The following is an 18,389-nucleotide window of genomic DNA, read 5'->3' as shown; positions in this document are numbered from 1 at the left end:
ATGGCGAGATTGCCGGTGCTCATCGCTCACGCCTATCAGGCCAGGCGGGGGCATCGGCTAATCTAGTTGTCCTTGTAACCGTAGGACGACTCCGACGTGATCGGCTCCACTCAGGCCCGCCCCCTGGACGGACAGCGCTTGCTGCTGTGCGTCGGCGGAGGCATTGCCGCTTACAAATCGCTCGAACTGGTCCGTCGCCTGCGCGACGCCGGCGCGCAGGTGCAGGTCGCCATGACCAGCGGCGCACAACAATTCGTCACCCCGCTCAGCTTCCAGGCGCTGTCCGGGCAGCCCACCCGCACCACCTTGTGGGACAGCGCCGCCGAGCAGGCGATGGGGCATATCGAACTGGCGCGCTGGGCCGATCAGGTGATCGTCGCCCCGGCCACCGCCGACCTGCTGGCACGTCTGGCGCATGGCCTGGCCGACGACCTGGTCACCACGCTGTGCCTGGCCACCACCGCGCCGCTGACCGTGGCTCCGGCGATGAACCATCGCATGTGGCTGCATCCGGCCACCCAGGCCAACGTGGCGACTCTGCGCACGCGTGGCGTGAGCGTGGTCGGCCCGGACGACGGCCCGTTGGCCGAAGGCGAATCGGGCCCCGGTCGGCTGGCCGAGCCGGCGGCGATCATTGCCGCAGTGTCTGGCACCGCCGCGCCTGCCGCTTCCAGGAGCGCAGCTGCGCCGGCCTTCGTGCCCGGCAGCGCGCAACTGGAAGGTCTACGCATCGTGATCAGTGCCGGCCCCACCTTCGAGGACCTGGACCCGGTGCGCTACGTCGGCAACCGCAGCAGCGGCAAGATGGGCTATGCCCTGGCCGCCGCGGCTGCCTACCAGGGTGCTGAGGTGGTGCTGGTCAGCGGCCCGGTGCATCAGACCACTCCGGCCGGCGTGCAACGGATCGACGTGCGCTCGGCCGCGCAGATGCGCGATGCGGTGCTGGGCGCGTTTCCGGCCGACATCTACATCGGTGCCGCCGCAGTGGCCGACTACACCCCCAAACGGGTGGTCGCGCAGAAGATCAAGAAGACCGGCGAAACGCTGACCCTGGAACTGGTGCGCACCCCGGACATCCTGGCCGAAGTCGCCGCGCAAACCGGCGCATTGAAGCTGGTGGTCGGTTTTGCGGCCGAAACGCACGACGTGGAGCACTATGCGCGTGGCAAGCTCGCCGCCAAGCGGCTGGACCTGATCATCGCCAATCAGGTGGGGATCGAAGGCGGTGGCTTCGAAAGCGACAACAACGCTGCGATCGCCTATTGGCAGGGTGGCGAACGTGGCTTCCCCAGCAGCAGCAAAACCGAATTGGCCGAGCAACTGCTGGCCCTGATCGCGGAGAGATTGCAGGCATGAGCCACCCAACCCAGTCCTTGCAAGTGAAGTTGCTCGACCCGCGCTTCGGCGACCTGTGGCCGTTGCCGGCCTATGCCACCGAAGCCAGCGCAGGCATGGACCTGCGCGCTGCGCTGGAAGCGCCGATGACGCTGGAGCCCGGCGATGCGGCGCTGATCCCCAGCGGCATCGCGATTCATCTGGCCGACCCGCAGCTGTGCGCGGTGATCCTGCCGCGCTCGGGCCTGGGCCATCGCCACGGCATCGTGCTCGGCAACGGCACCGGCCTGATCGATGCCGATTACCAGGGGCCGCTGCTGATCAGCACCTGGAATCGCGGCCGTGCCGCCTTCACCATCGAGCCGGGCGATCGCATCGCGCAGCTGGTGATCCTGCCGATCGTGCGCGTGGGCTTGCAAGTGGTGGATACTTTCGTCGACAGCGCGCGGGGAGCGGGTGGATTCGGCCACACCGGCGTGCGCTGACGGGGGCGTCATATGAGCAAAGCGAGCGAGCGCAGCCAGGCCGCGTCCGGCATGCGCACGAGTGGTCCGGTGTTGGGGGGCGTGTTGTTGCTGCTGGCAGCGTGGTTCGGCTGGAGCGGCTACGCGCAGTGGCGCGAAGATGCGATGACGCAGGACCTCGAGCAGGCGCGCGACCGCGCCGTGCAGGACGTCAGCCAGGCCATGGCCAAGCAGGCCAGCCAGCTCGACGCCGTGCTCAAGCAGCCGCAGGTCATCGCCGCGTTGGCCAATGGCGATGCGCTCGCCGCCGCTTCGGCCATCCGCGAGCGCTTCAAGGGCGCCGAAGACGTGCAGGTGCTGTCCGGCGATCTGACCGCCGCCTATGAAAATCCCAAGGACTTCGGCTATGCGCGGCTGAGCCTGCTCGAGTCGGCGCTGGTCGGCAAACGTGCGCAGGTGCATGTGGTGCGCGACGCCGAGCAGGTCCGCCTCGGCGTGGCGGCAGCGGTGACTTTAGGCACGCAGCCGGCCGTGGCGTATGCGCGCCTGCCGCTGTTGCGGTTGACCGGCCCGCTGGATGCGATCGCAGTGCCCGGCAGCGCCTATCTGGCATTGCGTCAGGGCAGCTACAACGTCGCCGAGCAGGGCGATGCCGGGCTGGCCGACGCCGCCGAAACGCTGGCCAGGCCGCTGGGCGACAGCGGTCTGCGCGTTGCCGCCGCCGTGCGACAGAGCGACAGCGGCCCGTTGGGTCTTGGCGCAGTTGGCTGCGCGATCGTGGCGTCGCTGTTGCTCATCATCGCCGTGCTGCTGGTACTCGCCAGCCGTGGCCGTGTCGCCCTGCCGCGCCGCCGCGTGGCAAGCGAATCGACGGCCGACGAACCTACCTTCGGGCAAAGCCTGCAGCACGATGCCAGCGTCGCCAGCCAGGCACGCGCGCTGGACCAGGACGCCGCCACATCCGCGCCGCCCGCCCTGGTGCCGGCGGTGCAGATCGCCACCGAGATGTTCCGCGCCTATGACATCCGCGGCGTGGTCGGCAAGGACTTGAATCCTGGCGTTGCCGCGCTGATCGGCCAGGCCATCGGCAGCGTGATGCAGGCCCAAGGCCTGCGCGAGGTGGTGGTCGGCCGTGACGGGCGCCTGTCGGGCCCAGAGCTTGCCAACGGCCTGATCGAAGGCCTGCGCCGTGCCGGCTGCAGCGTGATCGACATCGGTCTGGCACCGACGCCAGTGGTGTATTTCGGCGCCTACGAGCTGCGCGCCGGCAGCTGCGTGGCGGTGACCGGCAGCCACAATCCGCCCGACTACAACGGCTTCAAGATCGTGATCGGAGGCGAGACCCTGTCGGGTGCGGCGATCACCGACCTGCACCAGCGCATCAACGAAGGCCGCCTGCACACCGCAGCGGCGCCCGGCGAACTGGAACAGCGCGACATCAGCGATGCCTATATCCAGCGCATCGCCGACGACGTGCAGCTGGACCGCCCGATCAAGGTGGTGGTGGATGCCGGCAACGGCGTGGCCGGCGATATCGCACCGCGCTTGCTGGAGGCGATCGGCGCCGAAGTCATTCCGCTGTACTGCGATGTCGATGGCACCTTTCCCAATCATCACCCCGACCCGAGCGAGCCGCACAATCTCGACGATCTGGTGAACATGGTGCAGCGTTTCGATGCGGATATCGGCGTGGCCTTCGATGGCGATGCCGACCGTCTGGGCGTGGTCACCAAGGAAGGCGCCATCGTGTTTCCCGACCGCCTGCTGATGCTGTTCGCCGCCGACGTGCTGCAGCGCAACCCCGGCGCGCTGGTGATCTACGACGTCAAATGCACCGGCAAGCTGTCCGACTACGTGTTGCGCAATGGCGGCAGCCCGTTGATGTGGAAGACCGGGCATTCGCTGATCAAGTCCAAGATGCGCGAGACCGACGCCGAACTGGCCGGCGAGATGAGCGGGCACTTCTTCTTCAAGGAGCGCTGGTACGGTTTCGACGACGGCATCTATGCCGCCGCGCGCCTGCTGGAAATCCTGGCCCAGCGCGAGGAAACCCCGTCCGAAGTGCTGAACGCGCTACCCGAAAGCGTGGCCACGCCGGAGATCAAGGTGCCGGTCGACGGTGATGCGCATGCGCTGGTGGCGCGCTTTGTCGAACGTGCGCAGGCCAGCGAAGAATCGCCGTTCGAATCGGCTCGGCTCTCCACGATCGACGGATTGCGTGCGGACTTTACCGACGGCTGGGGCCTGGTGCGTGCCTCCAATACCACGCCGATCTTGGTGCTGCGGTTCGAAGCCGACACCGAGGCTGCATTGAACCGGATCCGCGCGTTGTTCCGCAGCGAATTGCAGGCCTTGCTGCCAGAGCATCCGTTGGCGTTTTGATCGACAGGTGAGTGACGGGCGATTGCTCTGCCGGCATGGCGGCAGAGCAGGTGGTGAGCAGCAGTTGCCGATCCCGTTGCGCTCGACGCTGACAGGTGTAGAGGATCACCTGTACGTCGTGCTCGATCCCTGCAGACCCAAGCGATGACGATCACGCGCCTCCTAAACCTGCCATGCGTAAGCGATCATCCGGCGCCGGAATGGCGGCGGCGTTCCCGGCGTTGTCGTGCAACAACCAGATCGCGTCCCAATACGGATACCCACCGATCTGCTCGGCCAGTCCCGCACGCAACGGCAACGCGACCAGCGAGCGCGCGAACTGGCGGTGATCGGCCTGCAGCGGAAGTGCCGACGCCTGCATCTGCGGCTGCCACACCGTTCCGCCACGGCCACGCGCGCGATTGACCGCCTCGCCAGCCGCCTGTCGCGCGACACCAGCCATCTGCAGCAGCGCAGCCTTGCCCGGTGCCTGCAGCAAGGCGCACCAACTATCCGGCAGCAGCACCCAGCACAGCAGGCGCGCACCATGCCAGTGACCGGCCATCGCAAGGCTCGCTGCCGCCGCCCGCGCGCAGCGCCAGTCCGCAAACAGCGGTACGTGTTGATGCGTCTGCAAACGCAGATGCCAGTACACCGCAGTGGGCGCTGGCATGGAGACGGGACGATGGAGCAAGGCGCTGGACATGACCCCAGCATGTCGATGGCGTTAGCGAAGCGGCATCGGCGATGCGCGTCATCTCAGGTCGGTAACCATCGCAGCGCGGTGTACGAACTCTCGGAGATCGCGCGCCTGGCGTTATCCACTGCAAAGTAAAGCCGATGCAGCATGCTCCATCAGCTCAGTTGCGCAGCCAGCATCACCTCAAACGCCTGAAGACCGGAGCACCAGTGCCGCACTTGCGACTCCCAATCCCGACTCCCCAATCCTGGCTCAATGCACCGCCCGATCCCGCTTCCAGCCGCGATGCTTCACATCCAGATACAGGCTGTAAAACGCGGTAAACGCCGGAAACAGGTTCTGCAGCACGCCCACCGAATCCTGCTTGGCCGAGAACACGAAGTAGCTCAGCGTCATCAGGCTGCCGACCACGCTCATGTACCAGAACATGCGCGGAATCACCGGCTTGCCGGCGCGTTTTGAGGCGACGAACTGCACCAGCCAGCGGCCGCCGAACATCAGCGCGCCCACATAGCCGATCAGCTTCCAACAGGTGACATGCAGCCCGGTCCAGAACAGCCAGGTCAGCGGTTGATCCAGCCAATGCAGTTCCATCAGCGTTCCTGCACCACGGTGCGCTTGCTGCGGGTGATCAACCAGGCCACGCCACGCAGGTCGCGGATGCCGACCAGGGCGCGATTGAGGTTGTTGTACTTGGACACGCCGGCAGTGCGATGGCGGTGGTGCACCGGCACGCTCACCGTGCGCCAGCCGGCGCGCTGCATCAGCGCAGGCAGATAGCGGTGCATATGGTCGAAGTAGGGCAGGTCCAGAAACGCCTCGCGCTCGAACAGCTTGATGCCGCAGCCGGTGTCGGGGGTGTTGTCGTGCAGCATGCGCGAGCGGATCGCATTGGCCCACTTGCTGGCCCAGCGCTTGGACCCCGAATCCTGGCGATTGACCCGCCAGCCGGCGAACAGCTTCACTTGCGTCTCGGCGCTGGCACGCGCGGTCAGCAGTTTGGGAATGTCGGCCGGGTCGTTCTGGCCGTCGCCATCGAGCGTGGCGATCCAGCTTGCACGCGCCGCCTTGACGCCGTTGCGCACCGCCGTGCTCTGGCCGCTCTGGGTGACGTGATGCAGCACGCGCAGTTCCGGCGTGGTGGTCTTCAGGCCTTGCAGCACCGCCAGCGTATCGTCGCGCGAGTGGTCGTCGACATAGACGATTTCGAACGCCACCAGCCCGCGCAACGCAGCGACGATTTCGCCAACCAGCGCGGCGACGTTATCGCGCTCATTAAACACCGGGACGACAACGGAAAGCTGAGGTTGGCTCATGGATTCGTAGTGGCCAGATGAAGGCTGAGCGAAAAAGATCGCGCATTGTGCCCTGTCTGAGTCAGGCATGAAGCGAACGTGCGTTGTGCGCGGTGGAGCGAATGGAAAGCGGCCTGTAGCGTGTTGGATGCTAAGCGCGATCGCCGAAATAGCGGCGGCACCAGTCCACCACCTGCGGCAAGCCACGTTCGACCGGAGTGGCCGGCTCAAAGCCGAACGCGGCCTGCGCGCGCTGCGTATCGGCCATGGTGCGGACCATGTCGCCCGGCTGCATCGGCCGGTAGACTTTCTCGGCCGGGCGGCCGGCGGCCTGCGCGATCACGTCGATGAAGTATTCCAGCTCCACCGGGGTGTGGTTGCCCAGGTTGAACACCCGGTGCGGCACCGGCTCGCTGCTGGGTGTGTCAAGCGCGCCCAGCACGCCTGCCACGATGTCGTCGACGAAGGTGAAATCGCGCTGCATCTTGCCGTGGTTGAACACCTCGATCGGCCGCCCCGCCAGCACCGCGCGGCTGAAGATCAGCGGCGCCATGTCCGGCCGGCCCCACGGCCCATACACGGTGAAGAAGCGCAGGCCCGTCGCGCGCAGGCCGTATAACTGCGCGTAGGTGTAGCCCATCAGCTCATTGGCGGCCTTGGTCGCCGCATACAGCGAGCGTGGCTGGTCCACGCGCTGGTCTTCCGAGAACGGCGGGGTCGCCGAGTCGCCATACACCGAGCTGCTCGATGCATACACCAGATGCTGCACGCCCCGATGCCGGCACAGCTCCAGCATGTTGACGAAACCGACCAGGTTGCTGTCGACGTAGGCGGATGGATTTTCCAGCGAGTAACGCACCCCGGCCTGCGCGGCCAGATGCACCACGCGCGTGGGCTGGATCTCATCGAACAACGCGGCCAGGCCATCACGGTCGGTCAGATCCAGCGTGCGGATGTCGATGTCCGGGCACAGCGCCGCCACCCGGTCGCGCTTGAGCTGCGGGTCGTAGTAGCTGTTGTAGTTGTCCAGGCCCACCACCGTCTCACCACGCGCAGCCAGCGCGCGGCAGGTGTAGGCACCGATGAAACCGGCAGCGCCGGTCACGAGAATGGTCATGGAAGTTGTCCTGGAGATTTTGAGTGGCAAAAGGGAGGCGAAAGGCGACGCTAGACCACTCCGAAGCGCTTCCTGGCGACGTTCGCTCACCCATCGCACTCACCCCATGCTGAGCGGTGCTTCGCTGGCCAGTTTGGCTTTGCGTTCGGCGCTGAACGACCACCACGGGCCCGGTGCCTCGCCTTCCATGAAACGCACGATCGACAGGAACACATCGATCACGCACGGATCGTGCAGCACACCGGTGCGCAGGCATAGCTGCGCGTACATGTCGTAGGCATCGCGGCCGCGCAGCTGCGCGGGCACACGGATGCCGATCAGACGCAGATCTTTTTCGCAGGCCGGCCCGACGTTCGGCAGTTCGGTCAGACACAGCAGATGATTGCGATCGACCTTGGCGGGATGCATAGCCGGAATGATCCTCTTGCGCGGATGCAGGAACTCAGCTGCGCTGGGCGCGTAAACGTTCCAGCACGCCATCCAGCGTGTCCAGGTCGGTGTAATGAATCACCAGCTTGCCCTTGCCGCCGCGGCCGTGGTTGAACACCACCTTGGTGCCCAGCGACTCGGACAGCTCGGTTTCCAGCGAGGCGATGTCGGCCTGCGGTGCGGCGGCGGCCGGCTTGCCCTTGCGCAACGATCCGGGCACCTTGCCGGCGGCGAACTGCTGCGCGCGGTGTTCTACCTCACGCACCGACCACCCCTGGTCGGCCGCTTCCTGCGCCAGCTTGCTGGCCAGTTCCGGCGCCAGGGTGAGCAGCGCACGCGCATGGCCCATTTCCAGACGGCGGGTTTCCAGCAGCACCCGGATCGCCACCGGCAATTCCAGCAACCGCAGCAGGTTGGACACAGACGCACGCGAGCGGCCCACCGCGCCGGCGGCCTCGGCGTGGGTCAGCGAAAATTCGTCGATCAGCCGCTGCAGCGCCTGCGCTTCTTCCAGCGGGTTGAGGTCTTCGCGCTGGATGTTCTCGATCAGCGCCATCGCGATGACAGTGCGGTCGTCCAGCTCGCGCACCACCACCGGCACTTCGGTCAGCCCGGCCAGTTGCGAGGCGCGCCAGCGGCGTTCGCCGGCCACGATCTCGAACTGGCCCGGCGCCAGCTCGCGCGCCACGATCGGCTGGATCACGCCCTGCGCCTTGATCGATTCGGCCAGCTCGGCCAGCTTGACCTCGTCCATCTCCTTACGCGGCTGGTACTTGCCCGGCTGCAACTGGGTGACCGGCAACTGGCGCAAGCTGTCGCCCGGCTGCAAGGCGTCTTCGCTGGCTGCGCTCGGTGCCGCTGCGGCGGCTGCGCCCTTCGGTCCCAACAGCGCTTCCAGGCCGCGGCCCAGACCACGCTTTTTTGCGGGGATCGGCTTGCTCATCAAACGGTCTCCACGGGCCGGTAGGCCTTGTTGCGATCGTTCTGGCGGCGCACGATCTCGCCGGCCAGCCCCAGGTACGCCACGCCACCGCGCGAGGTGCGGTCGTAACCGAGGATGCTCTGGCCATGGCTGGGCGCCTCGGCCAGGCGCACGTTGCGCGGCACGATGGTGCGGAACACCTTGTCGCCGAAATGCTGGGTCAACTCGGCCGACACCGCATTGGCCAGGTTGTTGCGGATGTCGAACATCGTGCGCAACACCCCTTCGATTTCCAGCGCCGGATTGAGGTTGGCGCGCAGCGCCTCGATCGTCTCCAGCAATGCCGTGAGTCCTTCCAGCGCGTAGTACTCGCACTGCATCGGCACGATGATCGAATCGGCCGCGGTCAAGGCATTGAGCGTGAGCAGCGACAACGCCGGCGGGCAGTCGATCAGGATGAAATCGTATTCGTCGCGGATCGGCGCCAGGGCGCGCTTGAGCCGCTGTTCGCGCTCGCCCTGATCCATCAGCTGGATCTCGGCGGCGGTCAGGTCGATGTTGCCGGGCAGCAGATCGAAGCCTTCCGGCGCAGTGACCCGGATCTCGGCAGCGGTGTTTTCGCCCAGCAACAGGTCGCAGGTCGAGGCGGCCACATCGCGCTTGTCGATGCCGCTGCCCATGGTGGCGTTGCCCTGCGAGTCCAGATCCACCAGCAACACACGCTTGGGCGCGCGCGCCAGGCCGGCCGCCAGATTGACTGCCGTCGTGGTCTTGCCGACGCCGCCTTTCTGGTTGGCAATGGCGATGATCCGGGCCATGCGGGAGAGCCTCGTGGGCAAGGAGTAAGACCGGCCATTATGCGGGCAGGGCGTCGGATCGGGAAATGCCGCCCGCAGCAGCGCGCCGCACCGGCGGGAATGACGGCTGCGCCAGTCAGCCGCTCGGCGAAGCGCCGGCCGGGGGCTCCTTCATGGCCCGGTAGCGCAGCAGGATGTCGGCGATTTCGCCGTCCAGTGCCACCCGTTGCTGCTCGAAGCTGGTCTGCAAACGCAATTGCGCCATCAGCTCGCGATGGCGCTGCTGGATGTCGCCGGCCAGCTTGTCGGCAACGGCTTGACCGGCCAGTTCACGATCACCGGCGGTGCGCAGCATGCTGGCCAGCCCCTCGCGCAGGCTAGTCACATTGAAGCGGGCGGTGTGGATGTTGTTGTCGACGATGGCGATGCGCTCGTTGAACACCCGGCGCAGATCGTCCTCGCTCTGATACGACATCAACATTGCCTGGTCGGTGCGCTGGCGCATCTGCTCGGCGGCCAGATCGGCCTGGCGTTGCTGCTCGCTTGCCGCGGCGGCGGCACGCTCGTCGCTGCTCATCGCGCGCTGCACCTCGGCGCTGCGCATGCCGCTCTTGACGTTGAATTCGTCGCGCGCCTGGTTCACCGCCTCCGGCGGCAGCGTGTCGCTGCACACGCGGGCGCCGTTCTGGTTCCAGCAATACAGCTTTTTCGCGGCCGGTTTGTCCTGCGCACTGGCGGGCGCGGCGGCGATCGTTGTCGCAACGACAGCTGCGGCCGCGGCGGCGAGTAACGCCAAACGGATGTGTATCGGCATCATCGCAGCCCCCTGTCGCCTGCCGTCAGCCTGTAGTGTCGGTGCCGTAGCGGCCACGATAGGCCAGCAGCGGTTCCCGGAAGCCCACAAGGTCGGCGTTTCCTGCCGCAAAAGCAAGCAGGTCGCCCAGGTTGGCCACCGCAATCACCGGGATGCCGGCCTCGGCTGCCACCGCCTGTGCGGCTGAACGGCGATCCTGCTCGGAGGCGATCTCCTGCCGGTCCAGCGCCACCACGATCCCGGACGGGATGCCGCCCGCGCCACGAATGATGCCCAAGGCCTCACGGATTGCGGTGCCGGCGGTGATCACATCGTCGACGATCAAGACCTTGCGCCCCTCAAGCAGCGCACCGATCAGGCTGCCGCCCTCGCCATGCGCCTTGGCTTCCTTGCGGTTGAACGCCATCGGCAGGTCGCGCCCGCGCCCGGCATACGCGCAGGCGAGCGCGGTCGCCAACGGGATGCCCTTGTAGGCCGGCCCGAACAACAGATCGAATTCCACCCCCGCCGCATCGATCGCATCGGCATAGCACTGCGCCAGCTGCGCAGTCTTCGCGCCCGAATCGAAGCGACCGGCATTGAAGAAATACGGGCTGAGCCGCCCGGACTTGAGCGTGAACTCGCCAAAGCGCAGGGCATCGGCGCCCAGGGCCAGCTGCAGGAAACGGGTGCGGTGGTCGGTCATTGACGGGAATGGGGAATGGAGAGTCGGGAATGGTAAACGCATCGCGCCTCGGCAGCCTTCGCGGCTGCGCTGGGGTAGGCTTTACGATTCTCCATTCCCAACTCCCCATTCCCGGCCCTTATGCGCATCATCAGTTTCAACGCCAACGGCCTGCGCTCGGCCACGACCAAGGGCTTCTTCGAGTGGTTCGCCACCCAGGACGCCGACGTGCTATGCGTGCAGGAGACCAAGGCTCAGGAGCATCAGCTGGCCGGGCCGAAATTCCTGCCCACCGGCTACAAGGCCTGGTTTCGCGATGCCAGTACCAAGAAGGGCTACAGCGGCGTGGCGATCTACAGCAGGCATGAGCCCGACGAAGTGCGCACCGCGCTGGGCTGGCCCGAGTTCGACGAAGAGGGCCGCTATATCGAAGCGCGCTTCGGCAACCTCAGCGTGGTGTCCTTCTACATTCCGTCCGGTTCATCGGGCGAGTTGCGCCAGGGCTACAAGTTCCAGGTGATGGAATGGCTGCGGCCGATCCTGGACGAGTGGCTGGCCAGCGGCAGGCAGTACGTGCTGTGCGGCGACTGGAACATTGTGCGCACCGCTTTGGATATCAAGAACTGGAAGTCCAACCAGAAGAACTCCGGCTGCCTGCCACCGGAGCGCGACTGGCTCAATGGCCTGTGCGCCGACGCGCCGGAAGAAGCCAACGCCGCCAACGGCCGCGGCTGGGTCGACACGTACCGCGTGCTGCACCCGCAGGGCGAGGACTACACCTGGTGGAGCAACCGCGGCGCCGCGCGCGCCAACAACGTCGGCTGGCGCATCGACTACCAGCTGGTCACCCCCTGGATGCGCGACAAGCTGCAACGCTGCGCGATCTACCGCGAACAGCGCTTCTCCGACCACGCCCCTTACATCGTGGATTACGCGGAGTGAGCGGGGTCACCAAGCCACGTCGACGCTGGCAGCAAGTGCTGACCAACCTTCGCCAGCGCAAAGTGCTGACGATGCTGCTGCTGGGCTTCAGTTCCGGCCTGCCGTTGTACCTGGTTGGCAACACGCTCGGCTTCTGGATGCGCAAGGAAGGCATCGATCTGAGCACGATCGGTTTCCTGTCCTGGGTTGGCCTGGCCTACACCATGAAGTTCTTATGGGCGCCGATTGTCGACAAGACGGACGTGCCGCTGCTGGGCCGGTTGGGGCGACGCCGCGGCTGGATGCTGCTATCGCAGGCGGTCGTGGCGATAGGTCTGGTTGGCATGGCGCTGGTCCAGCCCAAAGGCGGCCAGGTACTAATGATGGGCATTGCCTGGGAACACCTGGTGGTGTTCGGCGTGATGGCGGTGGTGGTTGCCTTCGCCTCGGCCACACAGGACATCGTCATCGATGCGTGGCGCATCGAAAGTGCCGACAACAGTGAGCAGCTCGGCCTGCTGACCTCCGCGTCGGCACTAGGCTATCGCTCGGCCTTGTTGGTGACCGATGCGCTGATCCTGATCATCGCCGCACGCGTCGGCTGGCAAGTCTCTTATGAAGTCATGGCAGCGCTGATGGTGCTGGGCGTGATCGCCGTGACGATGGCAGGTGAGCCGGCCCGCGAAATCATTGCCGTGCAAACACAGGCCGCTTCGCTGTGGACCCCGCGCGGGCTGTTCGACGCAATCGCCGGGCCGTTTCTTGCCTTCATTCGTGAGCATCGCAGCGGCGCAATCTTGATCCTGGTAGCCATCAGCGTCTATCGCATGGCGGATTTCGTGATGGGGCCGATGGCCAATCCGTTCTATGTCGACCTTGGCCTGTCTGAAGATACCGTCGGCGCCATCCGCGGCTCGGTGGGGCTGGTTGCGACGTTCGTCGGCATTGCAGCTGCCGGTCTGGTCTCCGTGCGCTGGGGAGTGCTTGCGACATTGATGGTTGGCGCGGTGTTGGGTCCATGTTCGAATCTGGCATTTGCATGGTTAGCCTATGTCGGCCCGGACACGACCAAATTTGCAGTGGCGATGGCGATCGATAATTTCGCCAACGGCTTTGCCGGAACCGCGCTGATCGCCTACATGTCCAGCCTGACCAGCTTCGGCTATACCGCGACCCAGTACGCCTTACTGAGTTCGTTCTATGCCATGCCGGGGAAGGCACTGAAAGGCTTCTCGGGCTGGTCGGTCCAGACATTGTCACAGGGACGAACCCTGCTGGAGGGGTACGCCTTGTTCTTCGTCGGGACAGCGCTGATTGCGATCCCCGTTGTGATCCTGTGCGGGATGCTTATCCTGCAGCAGCGCCGGCACACTGCTGCGGCTTGACGGTCGCGGGTGGCCGCAGCGTTGCGGGATGATCGCCAACACGCCGGAAACCTTGCAAATAGGGAGTATGCATGACCGATCTGGTATTACGTGACATCGATCCATTGCTGGTAGACAGGATCCGTCGCATCTCCGTCGCACGCGGCTGGACCCAGCACCAGGCCGTGATGCATCTGCTCGAACAAGGCCTGTTCGCCAGCGAATACGAAGTCACCGGCGGCCTGCAACACCCGGAAGTCGATGCCCTGGCCGAAGCGATCGCCGCGCTCAAGGCGCTGCCGGCGGGAAATCATCCCTAGCGCTGCACGTCGCTCCGCCAGCGCTGCCTCGCGTGTGAATCCACCCGGAGCGACGATCGACGATGGTGTGCAACTGCGGATGGCTCGGTCAAAAGCCATGCACATTGCCGAGAAGGGCTCAGGCTCCGGCGCACTCGCAGGCTAGACCGCACACATCATCGCCACACCTGATTAGTTGAGCACTGGTGAGAGTCGCCAGATGCAAGGGAGGGCATTTCAAGAAGCGAGGCCGGTGGCATCCGGATCGAGCCGATGCAGGCCGCTTACGCCGGATAAATCGCCCCCAACAATCGCGGCCCCGCCGCCCCGGTCACCGACGGTAGATTGGCCGCACGCCCCGCGATCAGCTCCGCCGCCAACCACGCAAACCCCATCGCCTCCAGATAATCCGGGTCCAGCCCATGCCGCGCGCTGGATTCCACCACCACGTTCGGCAACCGTGCCGCCAATCGCGCCATCAGCACCGGATTACGCACCCCGCCACCGCACACCAGCACCCGGCGGGTGTCGGGCTGCAGCCGCAACAACGCATCGGCCACACTGGCCGCAGTGAGTTCGAGCAGCGTCGCCTGCACATCGGCCGCAGACAGCGCCACGTTTCCTAGGGACTGCATCGCCTGCAACGCCCAGGCCAGATGAAACTGCTCGCGCCCGGTGCTCTTGGGCGGCGCAAGCGCAAACCACCGGTCGGCCAACAACGCCTGCAGCAGCGCGGCATCGACCTGCCCACGGGCAGCAAATACCCCATCGGCATCGAACGGCGTGCCGTGATGCTGTTGGCACCAGCTATCCAGCAGCGCGTTAGCCGGGCCGGTATCGAAGCCCAGCACCGTGCCATTGCGCGGAATCAGTGTCAGATTGCCGATGCCGCCCAGATTGAGCACTGCACGGTCTTCGTCCCCCGCGCCCAGCATGGCCAGATGAAACGCCGGCATCAGCGGCGCGCCCTGGCCACCGGCGGCCACATCGCGACGGCGGAAATCGGCCACCGTGGTAATGCCGGTGTGCTCGGCAATCCGGCTGGCATCGCCAATCTGCCAGGTGAAGGCCGGATCGGCCTTGGGTCGATGCCGAATGGTCTGCCCATGCGAGCCGATCGCCCGAATGCGCCCACGCGCAATACCGCTCTCGCGGATCAATTGATTGGCAGCGGCTGCAAACGCCAGCCCCACCTGCGCATCCAGCTGCCCAAGCGCATCGATGGCGATCACCTCGGCGCCCTGGCCCAGCATCACCAGCGTCTCGCGCAGCTGCGGCTCCCAGGCCACCGTCGTGCCGGCAACCAGTTCGCAGCGGCCATGGCTATCGTCTTCGAAGCGCACCAGCGCGGCATCGATGCCGTCGGCACTGGTGCCCGACATCAGGCCCAGGTAAAGCGGGGATTCCAGGTGTTCCAGAGCAGACATGCCAGAGCCAGTTGCGCAGCGATCCAGCAGCTTGTGCAGCCGGGGCAGGGGCCGTCAACCAGCCCCGCACCCACTCAACCGCGCGGCTTGCCCTTGGCAGGCTTGGCGGCGTCGGCGTAGATCAACTTCTCCATGCCTTCGATACGCGCCAGCGCCGGCGCCGTCTGTGCACGGAATGCGGCCAGCTCGGCGCCTTGCAGCGGTTCCGGCGGCGGCATGGTCACCGACATCGGGTTGCGCTGCTGCCCGGCCACGCGGAATTCGTAATGCAGATGCGGGCCGGTCGCAAGACCGGTCATGCCGACATAGCCGATCACCGTGCCCTGGTTGATGCGCTGCCCCGCCTTGACCTTGCCGAAGCGCGACATGTGCCCGTACAGCGTGCTGAAATTCCTGCCGTGGTCCAGGATCACCACATTGCCGTAGCCGCGCTGGGTACCGACAAACACCACCCGCGCATCGCCGGCCGCCATGATCGGCGTCCCCGACGCTGCCGCGTAATCCACACCTTTATGCATGCGCATCGTGCCCAGCACCGGATGCCTGCGTGCGCCGAAGGTCGAGCTGATGCGGCTGTAAGCCACCGGCATGCGGATGAAGCTCTTCTTCAAAGGCCGGCCGGTGATGTCGAAATACTCGGCCGGCTTGCCGGCACGCTCGAAGCGGAAACCGGTGTAGGTCTTGCCGCCGGTGGTGAAGGTCGCCGCCAGGATGTCGCCGGTGTTGATCCGCTCGCCTTCGCGCCAGGTCTCGTCCATCACCACGCTGAAACGGTCGCCCGGCTGCAGATCCTTGTCGAAGTCGATGTCGTACTTGAAGATCTCGTCGGTCATGATCGCCACTGCCGCCGGCGACAGGCCCGACTTGCCGGCCGAGGCGTACAGCGAGCTGCTGATTTCCCCGCTTGCCACCACCGTGCGCGTGGTCGTTGCCCGCTCGGTGACGTTCTCGCGCACGCTGTCGCCCAGCAGGCGCAGCTCCACACGGTGGCTGTCGTCGCGGTCGAAGCGCAATGCGCGCAGCTCGCCTGGCGTGGGCATATCGAAGGCGATCTCGGCGCCCGGGCGCAGCTTGGTCAGCGCGTCCTTGGTGCCCGGATGCGCCAGCACCTGGTACATCACCGTGGTCGGAAGTCCCAACTCGCCGAACAGGGTGCTCAGCGTCTGGCCCGACTTGACCTGCACGATTTCCCAATCGGTACTCGGCGCCAGCTGCTTGCGGCTCGGCACCAACGGCGGCAGCGGCAACGCCAGTGTGGAATGGCTGGACAGCGGCGTATCGATGGCGTTGGAGAAGCCCGGCACGATCGTTGCAACCAGCGCACCGATGGTGGCAAACAGACTGGCGTGGATCCAGTGACGGCGCGTCCACTGGTCGTTGAATGCCGCCGGAAGATGGGCCTTGAGCTTGCGATGCAGGGCAGTGTCGTGGAGGACGTGGAGGCGTTCTTGAAAGCGCCGCTTGCGTGCACGGCCCTGCTCTGAGTTCTGCATCGTTCAAATTCCTCGCTGGCTCGAAATGCGAGCCCAATCGCCGGTACCATAGACAGCCTGTAACAGCGCGTCAAACCATTGAGCCTGTTCAACATTTTCATTTGGCGCGGAATTAACCCGAGTTTAACATCGTTCACGTTTTTGACGGCAAGCGCCGCTGGAGTCTGTGGTTGGCCACTATCGAAGAATCCCTCGCACTCATCGGCCGCGGCGCCGAAGAGATCCTCAAGCTCGATCAGCTCGAAGCACGGCTGACATCAGGCGTCCCGTTGCGGGTGAAGGCCGGCTTCGATCCCACCGCGCCGGATCTGCATCTGGGCCACACCGTGCTGCTCAACAAGATGCGGCAGTTCCAGCAGCTCGGGCACCAGGTGATCTTCCTGATCGGCGACTTCACCGGCATGATCGGCGACCCGAGCGGCAAGAACGTTACCCGCAAGCCGCTTAGCCGCGACGATGTGCTGGCCAACGCGCGCACCTATGAGGAGCAGGTCTTCAAGATCCTGGACCGCGAACGCACCGAGGTGCGCTTCAACTCCGAGTGGTTCGGCCAGATGAGCGCGGCGGACATGATCAAGCTGTCCGCGCAGCACACGGTGGCGCGCATGCTCGAGCGCGACGACTTCGCCAAGCGCTTCAGCGGCCAGCAGCCGATCGCCATCCACGAATTCCTGTATCCGCTGGTCCAGGGCTACGACTCGGTCGCCCTGAAGGCGGACGTCGAACTGGGCGGTACCGACCAGAAGTTCAACCTGTTGATGGGGCGTGGCCTGCAGGAGCACTACGGCCAGGCCCCGCAGGTCGTGCTGACCATGCCGCTGCTGGAAGGCCTGGACGGCGTGGCCAAGATGTCCAAGTCGCTGGGCAACTACATCGGCATCAACGAGCCGGCCATCGACATCGTCACCAAGACCATGAAGATCGGCGACGAGCTGACCTGGCGCTGGATCGATCTGCTGTCTTTCGACATCAGCGTGGCCGAAGCAGAGCGCCTGAAGGCCCAGGTCGCCTCAGGTGAACTGCACCCGCGCGAGGTCAAATTGCGGCTGGCACGCGAACTCACCGCACGTTTCCATAACGCTGCTACCGCGGAGCAGGCCATTGCCGGCTGGCACGCGGTAGTGACAGGGCAGGGCGACACCAGCCTGTTGCCGCTGCAGGAGGTCGCTGTACCGGACGAAGGTCTGCGGATCGCAAGCCTGCTTACTGCAGCTGGCCTGACGCCGAGTAATTCGGAGGCTACGCGCAAGCTCAAGGAGCGGGCGGTCAAGATCGATGGCGAAGTGGTCGAAGATCCGGCACGCCAGTTCGGGCCAGGCTTCGAAGGCGTCATCCAGGTGGGCAAGCGTAACTTCGCCCGCGTGGCGCTGGTCAGCGGCTGAGCTGCGAAGGGTTGCTGCATGGCGGCAACCTCCGCTCTGCGGTTACATCTATATAGGTGCACCGGGATGCATGAGCCGGATCAGCGGCTTGCCATAGCGGACTATCAGGACCCGTCACCGCAGGGGAAGGGAAAAATCGTGAAATTTTTTTCACAAAACCCTTCCCAAACTCTCCGGTTGGGCCTATAGTTCGCCTCCCCCGACGCAACGGCCCCGCAAACGCGGAACCAGAGCGGAAAGGGTTCGAAAACCCCCAGAAAATTGGGTGTTGACGAAGCAGGAAAGTCGGCTATGATGGGCGGCTCGCTACACGGAAAGACGCTACGGCGGATTGAAGTGCAGCGGCGGCAACTTCCTCTTCACGAGGGGTTGACGAAGATGAAAAGCCTGCTAATATGGTCGGCTCGCTTCGCAGAAAACCTTCGGGTCGAAACGAAGCAGCGTCAACCACCTCGGAAACAAGGTGTTGACGGCAAGAAAAAGTCCGCTATACTAGGCGGCTCGCTTCGACGGAAACGGCGAAGCTGACGGGAACGGCGCTGAGGCCACTTCCCAATGTTCTTTGACAGTGTGCGCAGGTAATTTGTGCGGACGCCTGCAGGAAG

The 18,389-nt window shown here is 65.3% G+C and carries 18 protein-coding genes; 7 read left to right on the top strand and 11 right to left on the bottom strand.

Annotated elements, in window-relative coordinates; translation table 11 throughout:
- Positions 1–96: 96 nt before the first annotated feature.
- From coaBC to XcyCFBP4188_RS15980, 3 genes are read left to right on the top strand one after another with little or no spacing between them, the layout of a single operon-like run.
- Entirely contained in the window at positions 97–1,356 is a 1,260-nt protein-coding gene (coaBC, locus tag XcyCFBP4188_RS15990; RefSeq protein ID WP_006448982.1) for a bifunctional phosphopantothenoylcysteine decarboxylase/phosphopantothenate--cysteine ligase CoaBC, read from the top strand.
- Positions 1,353–1,820 (top strand): dUTP diphosphatase, encoded by a 468-nt coding sequence (dut, locus tag XcyCFBP4188_RS15985; protein ID WP_006448981.1) that lies wholly within the window; start codon positions 1,353–1,355, stop codon positions 1,818–1,820. The genes coaBC and dut overlap by 4 nt, the downstream gene beginning before the upstream one ends.
- Before the next feature lie 12 nt (positions 1,821–1,832).
- Entirely contained in the window at positions 1,833–4,181 is a 2,349-nt protein-coding gene (locus tag XcyCFBP4188_RS15980; RefSeq protein ID WP_104592431.1) for a phosphomannomutase/phosphoglucomutase, read from the top strand.
- 151 nt (positions 4,182–4,332) lie between these two features.
- Here the strand turns inward: XcyCFBP4188_RS15980 and XcyCFBP4188_RS15975 are convergent, their stop codons facing one another.
- The 9 genes from XcyCFBP4188_RS15975 to pyrE form a co-directional block, all read right to left on the bottom strand.
- The gene (locus XcyCFBP4188_RS15975; RefSeq protein ID WP_104592430.1) at positions 4,333–4,866 is read right to left on the bottom strand and encodes a hypothetical protein; all 534 of its coding nucleotides are present in this window, start codon (positions 4,864–4,866) and stop codon (positions 4,333–4,335) included.
- A gap of 246 nt (positions 4,867–5,112) precedes the next feature.
- Positions 5,113–5,454 carry a lipid-A-disaccharide synthase N-terminal domain-containing protein gene (locus XcyCFBP4188_RS15970; RefSeq protein WP_006448978.1) on the bottom strand — a complete coding sequence of 114 codons (342 nt, stop codon included), beginning with the start codon at positions 5,452–5,454 and terminating at the stop codon, positions 5,113–5,115.
- The gene (locus XcyCFBP4188_RS15965; RefSeq protein WP_006448977.1) at positions 5,454–6,176 is read right to left on the bottom strand and encodes a glycosyltransferase family 2 protein; all 723 of its coding nucleotides are present in this window, start codon (positions 6,174–6,176) and stop codon (positions 5,454–5,456) included. Before XcyCFBP4188_RS15965 ends, XcyCFBP4188_RS15970 begins: the two co-directional genes overlap by 1 nt.
- Before the next feature lie 130 nt (positions 6,177–6,306).
- Positions 6,307–7,272 (bottom strand): SDR family NAD(P)-dependent oxidoreductase, encoded by a 966-nt coding sequence (locus tag XcyCFBP4188_RS15960; RefSeq protein WP_006448976.1) that lies wholly within the window; start codon positions 7,270–7,272, stop codon positions 6,307–6,309.
- A 99-nt stretch (positions 7,273–7,371) separates the two neighbouring features.
- On the bottom strand, positions 7,372–7,680 hold the full coding sequence (locus XcyCFBP4188_RS15955; RefSeq protein WP_104592429.1) for a helix-hairpin-helix domain-containing protein: 309 nt from the start codon (positions 7,678–7,680) through the stop codon (positions 7,372–7,374).
- A 34-nt stretch (positions 7,681–7,714) separates the two neighbouring features.
- A complete protein-coding gene (locus tag XcyCFBP4188_RS15950) occupies positions 7,715–8,644 on the bottom strand; it encodes a ParB/RepB/Spo0J family partition protein (RefSeq protein WP_023905462.1) in 930 nt (309 codons plus the stop codon).
- Entirely contained in the window at positions 8,644–9,441 is a 798-nt protein-coding gene (locus XcyCFBP4188_RS15945) for a ParA family protein (protein ID WP_006448973.1), read from the bottom strand. Before XcyCFBP4188_RS15945 ends, XcyCFBP4188_RS15950 begins: the two co-directional genes overlap by 1 nt.
- Before the next feature lie 115 nt (positions 9,442–9,556).
- Positions 9,557–10,237 (bottom strand): hypothetical protein, encoded by a 681-nt coding sequence (locus tag XcyCFBP4188_RS15940; RefSeq protein ID WP_006448972.1) that lies wholly within the window; start codon positions 10,235–10,237, stop codon positions 9,557–9,559.
- 22 nt (positions 10,238–10,259) lie between these two features.
- Positions 10,260–10,919, bottom strand: coding sequence for an orotate phosphoribosyltransferase (gene pyrE / locus XcyCFBP4188_RS15935; protein ID WP_006448971.1), 660 nt, complete (start codon positions 10,917–10,919; stop codon positions 10,260–10,262).
- Between the two features lie 120 nt (positions 10,920–11,039).
- Here pyrE and XcyCFBP4188_RS15930 point away from each other — a divergent pair, with 120 nt between their 5' ends.
- The 3 genes from XcyCFBP4188_RS15930 (at position 11,040) to XcyCFBP4188_RS15920 (ending at position 13,503) form a co-directional block, all read left to right on the top strand.
- On the top strand, positions 11,040–11,840 hold the full coding sequence (locus XcyCFBP4188_RS15930) for an exodeoxyribonuclease III (RefSeq protein ID WP_006448970.1): 801 nt from the start codon (positions 11,040–11,042) through the stop codon (positions 11,838–11,840).
- A complete protein-coding gene (locus XcyCFBP4188_RS15925) occupies positions 11,837–13,204 on the top strand; it encodes an AmpG family muropeptide MFS transporter (protein ID WP_043907423.1) in 1,368 nt (455 codons plus the stop codon). Before XcyCFBP4188_RS15930 ends, XcyCFBP4188_RS15925 begins: the two co-directional genes overlap by 4 nt.
- 71 nt (positions 13,205–13,275) lie before the next feature.
- Positions 13,276–13,503: a hypothetical protein gene (locus tag XcyCFBP4188_RS15920; protein WP_023905456.1), complete on the top strand. Its 228-nt coding sequence runs from the start codon at positions 13,276–13,278 to the stop codon at positions 13,501–13,503.
- A 263-nt stretch (positions 13,504–13,766) separates the two neighbouring features.
- On the opposite strand, the gene XcyCFBP4188_RS15915 is transcribed toward XcyCFBP4188_RS15920, so the two are convergent.
- Positions 13,767–14,909: an anhydro-N-acetylmuramic acid kinase gene (locus tag XcyCFBP4188_RS15915; RefSeq protein ID WP_104592428.1), complete on the bottom strand. Its 1,143-nt coding sequence runs from the start codon at positions 14,907–14,909 to the stop codon at positions 13,767–13,769.
- Between the two features lie 74 nt (positions 14,910–14,983).
- Complete coding sequence (locus XcyCFBP4188_RS15910; protein ID WP_006448966.1) at positions 14,984–16,402, bottom strand: M23 family metallopeptidase; 1,419 nt, start codon at positions 16,400–16,402, stop codon at positions 14,984–14,986.
- Between the two features lie 170 nt (positions 16,403–16,572).
- Here XcyCFBP4188_RS15910 and tyrS point away from each other — a divergent pair, with 170 nt between their 5' ends.
- A complete protein-coding gene (gene tyrS, locus XcyCFBP4188_RS15905; RefSeq protein ID WP_104592427.1) occupies positions 16,573–17,784 on the top strand; it encodes a tyrosine--tRNA ligase in 1,212 nt (403 codons plus the stop codon).
- Positions 17,785–18,389 lie beyond the last annotated feature (605 nt).

Source organism: Xanthomonas hortorum pv. cynarae (assembly GCF_002939985.1).
GTDB lineage: Bacteria > Pseudomonadota > Gammaproteobacteria > Xanthomonadales > Xanthomonadaceae > Xanthomonas > Xanthomonas hortorum_D.
Note: the sequence above shows the minus strand (reverse complement) of the source record. Positions and strands in the feature narration are given on the sequence as shown.

Excerpts from the sequence above, each read along its gene's own strand:
- pyrE (WP_006448971.1), bottom strand. The coding sequence starts at position 10,919 with ATGACCGACCACCGCACCCGTTTCCTGCAGCTGGCCCTGGGCGCCGAT.
- XcyCFBP4188_RS15960 (WP_006448976.1), bottom strand. The coding sequence starts at position 7,272 with ATGACCATTCTCGTGACCGGCGCTGCCGGTTTCATCGGTGCCTACACC.
- XcyCFBP4188_RS15965 (WP_006448977.1), bottom strand. The coding sequence starts at position 6,176 with ATGAGCCAACCTCAGCTTTCCGTTGTCGTCCCGGTGTTTAATGAGCGC.
- XcyCFBP4188_RS15940 (WP_006448972.1), bottom strand. The coding sequence starts at position 10,237 with ATGATGCCGATACACATCCGTTTGGCGTTACTCGCCGCCGCGGCCGCA.
- XcyCFBP4188_RS15980 (WP_104592431.1), top strand. The coding sequence starts at position 1,833 with ATGAGCAAAGCGAGCGAGCGCAGCCAGGCCGCGTCCGGCATGCGCACG.
- XcyCFBP4188_RS15910 (WP_006448966.1), bottom strand. The coding sequence starts at position 16,402 with ATGCAGAACTCAGAGCAGGGCCGTGCACGCAAGCGGCGCTTTCAAGAA.
- XcyCFBP4188_RS15945 (WP_006448973.1), bottom strand. The coding sequence starts at position 9,441 with ATGGCCCGGATCATCGCCATTGCCAACCAGAAAGGCGGCGTCGGCAAG.
- XcyCFBP4188_RS15950 (WP_023905462.1), bottom strand. The coding sequence starts at position 8,644 with ATGAGCAAGCCGATCCCCGCAAAAAAGCGTGGTCTGGGCCGCGGCCTG.
- XcyCFBP4188_RS15930 (WP_006448970.1), top strand. The coding sequence starts at position 11,040 with ATGCGCATCATCAGTTTCAACGCCAACGGCCTGCGCTCGGCCACGACC.
- XcyCFBP4188_RS15955 (WP_104592429.1), bottom strand. The coding sequence starts at position 7,680 with ATGCATCCCGCCAAGGTCGATCGCAATCATCTGCTGTGTCTGACCGAA.
- XcyCFBP4188_RS15920 (WP_023905456.1), top strand. The coding sequence starts at position 13,276 with ATGACCGATCTGGTATTACGTGACATCGATCCATTGCTGGTAGACAGG.
- XcyCFBP4188_RS15915 (WP_104592428.1), bottom strand. The coding sequence starts at position 14,909 with ATGTCTGCTCTGGAACACCTGGAATCCCCGCTTTACCTGGGCCTGATG.
- XcyCFBP4188_RS15975 (WP_104592430.1), bottom strand. The coding sequence starts at position 4,866 with ATGTCCAGCGCCTTGCTCCATCGTCCCGTCTCCATGCCAGCGCCCACT.
- dut (WP_006448981.1), top strand. The coding sequence starts at position 1,353 with ATGAGCCACCCAACCCAGTCCTTGCAAGTGAAGTTGCTCGACCCGCGC.
- XcyCFBP4188_RS15970 (WP_006448978.1), bottom strand. The coding sequence starts at position 5,454 with ATGGAACTGCATTGGCTGGATCAACCGCTGACCTGGCTGTTCTGGACC.